Annotated in this window: 1 protein-coding gene; it reads right to left on the bottom strand. The window is 36.8% G+C overall.

Going from position 1 to position 4,892, the window contains the following annotated elements; translation table 11 throughout:
• Positions 1-87: 87 nt before the first annotated feature.
• Positions 88-4,892 (bottom strand): LamG-like jellyroll fold domain-containing protein (locus tag PN450_RS09025; RefSeq protein WP_271836071.1); only part of this gene is annotated, 4,805 nt, incomplete at its 5' end.

Here is a 4,892-nt window from a genome sequence, read left to right as displayed (position 1 = left end):
GTTTCACTTTATCACACCACGTCCCTTTTAATGCTACTTATTCTCATTAAGCATCTTAATTTTTGAATTGGCTTTAGTTATTATGTACTACTTTAAGGGCTTTTTTGATCTGTGACAGTTTGGGGTGCGGAATGTGGGTTCTAAGATTCCAGAAATAGGTGAAAAGATGGGAAAAGTTTGTTGAATGTTAAAGTCAAAGGCAAAATCAGGTATGTCATAGGTAATTAAATCAACCCCTGATTCTCCTAACAGAAGACTAATAGCGGTAGTTGGTGATGTGAGGATGGGAAAAGATAATCCCTCTAAACTTTTTAGTTTACTAATTAAACTATCTTTTGAAGACTTATTAGCTTGGCTTTCTGTATCTGTTTTTAGCTTACTCGTTGTTTTAGCACTATTTTGACTACTACCAGCAGTGCTACCAGGTTTTACACTAGCAGCAGCATCAGCTTCGTCTTTACTAGCGGCTTTGAAGTCGTCTAAGGAGTAACTACCAAAATCAATTGCAATAGCGTCTCCAGTAGAAGAATTATTGAGTAAATCTACTATTTCGGAAATTTTGGTAACGATGTCGGCAAATTTAATTGCTTTGTCTATTTTTTCTCGTTGGGCTTTTTGTTCTTTTGTTTCTTCGTTAGATTTAGGTTTATTTAAGGTTTTGGCAATTTCTAGAATAGAAACTCCGGGTTTTCCGTCTGTATCAAAGGTACTTTCGAGTCCGATATAGCCAAAGATTTTCGTATCGGCGTTGAGAACTTGAATGATTGGCTTGATGGGAGTGATAATTTTATCTGCTGTATCTATTACAGGTTTGACAACATCACTAATGAATCCTCCTAAGTCAACGGTAATATTATTGAAGTTAACACTTAAGCCATTACTTCCTGATTCGTCTTGATTACCGTAGTTAAATAGGGGTAAGTTAACGGCTAAATCAACGCCAACGGAGGGAAAGTTTGTATCATTATTAATGCTGGTTTCGGCTTTTAATCCTAGATTAGCTTCACCGGCAAATTTGTAGTTGAAGAGGTCTGAGAATTTGAGTTCTGGGTCGTCTTTGAAGTTGGCAAGCTCGGTGAGAGTGAGGCGACTACCATCATCTAAGAACTTTACGACTTGTGTATCAGTGCTGAGTTTATCATTATTGGGGCTGTATTTATTATCATTGTCGAAATCATAGTAGCTAATTTTTTTGCCTTGTTGATCGACAGTTTCTTTCGTAAGATCACCATAACTCTTTGTTGTGACATAATCTGCGCCTTTTAGAGCAATGTTATAGATATCGTTAATATCTAACGTATTACCTACAAAAGTTGTGTTATTTTCTTGGCTATTACCAGCAGCTTGTGAGAATGAAGCAAGTTTTGTCAACTGAGTATATAGTTGAGTGGCATAGCTATGGTTACTAGTGATAAATGATGCACCAGGTTGAGTTAAATCTGACCAATTTATAAATAAGTCTAAAGCTCCAAGATTACCATCAAAACCCAAGGTATTGCTGGTATGTAAAGCGACTACGCGAGTAGCATCAGTAGGATCTAAGCGATTTATTATTTCATCAAGAGTATTAGAAGAATCATTACTCAAAGTTGCCGGATTAAAATCAGACTCAAATAATGGACCAGCAGGATCTAGTCCCACAATACTATTAATAGAATTGCCTGTTAAAGTCTTATATCTTTCTCCGGCATTACCCATCACATGAGCGCCTAAGCTATGTCCAATAAGTTGCGTTTTGGTGGGATTTATACTTGCTGCTTGTAAAAAAGTAGCTAGTTCATCACCTATCTCATCTACTTTATTAGCGTTTGTTTGATAGTTTAAAGGACCACTTGCTTCTTCACTCCAATCCCATAAAATTACGTTTACACTTTGCCCCAAGGAATTAAAGTAATTATAGATGGAACTACCTAATTCTCGGAATTGTGGGTTTTCTCCAATAACAGTAGATTCAAAACCATGAGTAATGACAAAAGTAAACTTATTTGGATCAAATTTGTTAGAAGAATTATCAAAGTCTAATACCGTTTGGTTTTCGTCATTTGACAACAAATTAGCTGTAGCTTTATATGGTATTGTATACTCTTTAAAAGGATTTGGAGTAGGTTTTGTTTGTGTATTTGTTGAAGTAGAAACTCCGCCAGGAACGCTGGAAGATTCGACTGAGGCTGTTTTATAATTGAGATATTTTTCAGTTGCATCAAGTTTGCCATTACTGTTGGCATCAAGTTTGCCATTACTGTTGGCATCCAGAAAAGCAATTCCCGTACCTTGGACAAATTTTCCTTCTCCTTGGATGTTCTGATCGCCATCCAAAATCAGGTTATTATTTTTGTCCAGTTTCTTATCAACTTTTGTTTTTTCTCCTGAATCTGCTATTCCGTTTCCGTTGTCATCATAGTAATATTCAGATTTCTTGGCTACAATTTTCTTGACCAGTTTAAATGGCTTACCAAATTGCTTGTCATCAATGGTAAAAAGTTCGCCAGTATCTAATGTTCCATTACGATTAACATCAAAGTAGTATTTATTGTCTTTGGTTTTACGATAAATTCCCTCACCTTGAATGAAAGATTTTTCGTCATATACACCATTTTCATTCTTGTCAATCTTATTACCACTAGCAGGTTTTAATTCACTTTCAACAATACCTTTCTCGTTGATATTGGTGAAAGGTTCACTGCTATCCAACTGTCCATTACCATTGACATCAAAGAATTGAACTCCCTGAGAGTTATCTAAATCATTTAAACTAGCTTCAAAGCTAACTGCCAGCTTGGTGGGATTCTCATCATCGTCGGCAAAATCTAGTTTCAAGAAACCTAAGCTGCCTTGTCCTTCAAATTGATCTAAATCAACGGTAACATCTGTTTTAAAACTGGTTTTGTCTGTATCAATATAGAAACCAAAATCGTCATGCAAACCAAAACCGAGAGAGAAATTGTAGTTAAAGTTAGCTTGCAAATCCCCTTCTGTTGTTAAGCCAACGCCTAATGCTGGTATCCCTAAATCTGTGGAGAGAGGTATTTTAAAGAGTTCATAATTTTTGCTTATATCTAGTAGGACAGAGATTTCATTGCTAGTTACTTCTGTCTTAACTGTAAAAGCATTTTTGCCAAATGTTTTGCTGAGAACATTTTCGATGATTTCTTTTAGTTTTGAAGCGGTGAGATCTTCGGTTGAACTAATCGCATTTACTAAATCTTGACTAAAATCACCAATGGGATCTGGTGCAACTCCATCCAAGCTACCAATTAAGGGTAAGCTCAGATCATCCATACTATCTTGTAGTGATTTTAATCCTTCTCCCAGAGCGTCGGCAGTTCCTTTGGAGTCTATAATCCGGTCTACAACATGAATGGTTTGGTCAGGGACGAATAACCCCTTATAGGTTTTGTCATCACTGGTGACTGCATATTTAATAGAATCGGCGTGATAAATTCCGGGTTCGGAAACATCATCATTACTACCCTGAATAGTAACAGTTTGCAGTTTGTACCAGTCTGTGGGGTTGATGGTTAGAGTGGTGGTTTGTTTTGTTACTTTCTCAATAGTATGGGTGATGGGAATATTGATCTCTGTTCCTGATGTTGCACCTCTATCTTTAATAACTGCCTTGATAGCATAGTTACCATTTGCACCTTTATTAAGATTTGATATGACAACTTGTTGAAATTCTTGCCAATTACCATCAATATTAGCTTGTTGAATTCCATCCCATTTTTGTGCGGTAAAGGTGACTTGTTTTGTGTTGGCTAAATCCTTGGTAGTATCATTAGCATCATATAACTCAACAATCTGGTCTTTTGTTGGTTTCTGAGGTAGTTTAATTTCAAAGGCGACTGTATCCCCTTGATCTGTGAAAACTAGGCTTTTGAGTTCAACATTAAGATTGGAAATACCTGTTGTGTTAAATTTATAAACATCTTTGTCAACCTGAACATTAGTGGGATTGATGGGATTAATAAATTCAATTTCCGCACCTGGAGTTAGGGTTATCTTAACCTCGTTCGTAGGTTCGCTTAGAAGGGAGATTTCATAGGTAGCTGTTTCTCGTTCTCGAACGACGGTATGATTACCAACTTCTACAATACGGATTCCGGGGACATCATCATCCTGAATACTGAGGGTGGCTTTTGATGTATTTCCATCGGGATCTAACTTGCTATTAGTATTCTTGTCTTCACTTAAATCTAATTTACCGTTATTATTCTTGTCTTCGCCTGAATCTAATTTGCCATTAAGATTAGTATCTTCACTTAAATCTAATTTGCCATTAAGATTAACATCCTCACCTCCCAAGGTGTAAGTTGGATTTGTTGTGTTTACATCCGGGAGTAATTCAACAATGACGGTTTCTCCAGTAATTTTTGCTTTAGTAGTTGCTACACTAATACGGCTAACATCTGAAGCATCAACACTAACAATCAAGCTGCCTTGAGAGCCTTGCCAAGATACACCATTTTGAAGTTGTCCGTTGCTTAGTGAATTGACCTTATTAGTTAAAGTAGTTCCTGTTCCTTCGTTAGCTTGATAGTAAGCCACTAAGTTTGTTTCATTGCCATTGAGAGTCTTATCTTTGTTGGATTGGATATCTGTTTGGCTACGTGCCACATTCCAAATCCGAACTTCATCTATTTGTCCAGCAAAAAATCTTTCGCTTTCGCTACCTGTAGTACCTCTAGATCCAATTGCCCAATTATTATTAACTGAAACCGCACCTTTAGTATCTGAAGTTATGCTAACTTGGCTTCCATTCCGATATAATATCCAATTTGTTCCATCATAAACTCCCGCTAAATGCACCCATTGCCCTTGATCTTCTGTGGGAATTTTATAGATGGTTTTATGATCTGTTCCATCCCAAGAGCCTATCTGATATTCTCCATCAG

Origin of the sequence: Dolichospermum lemmermannii CS-548 (assembly GCF_028330815.1) — a bacterium.
In the GTDB taxonomy this organism is placed as follows: Bacteria; Cyanobacteriota; Cyanobacteriia; order Cyanobacteriales; family Nostocaceae; genus Dolichospermum; species Dolichospermum lemmermannii.
The sequence above is the reverse complement of the archived record's forward strand: the minus strand, read 5'-3'. Positions and strand labels throughout refer to the sequence as shown.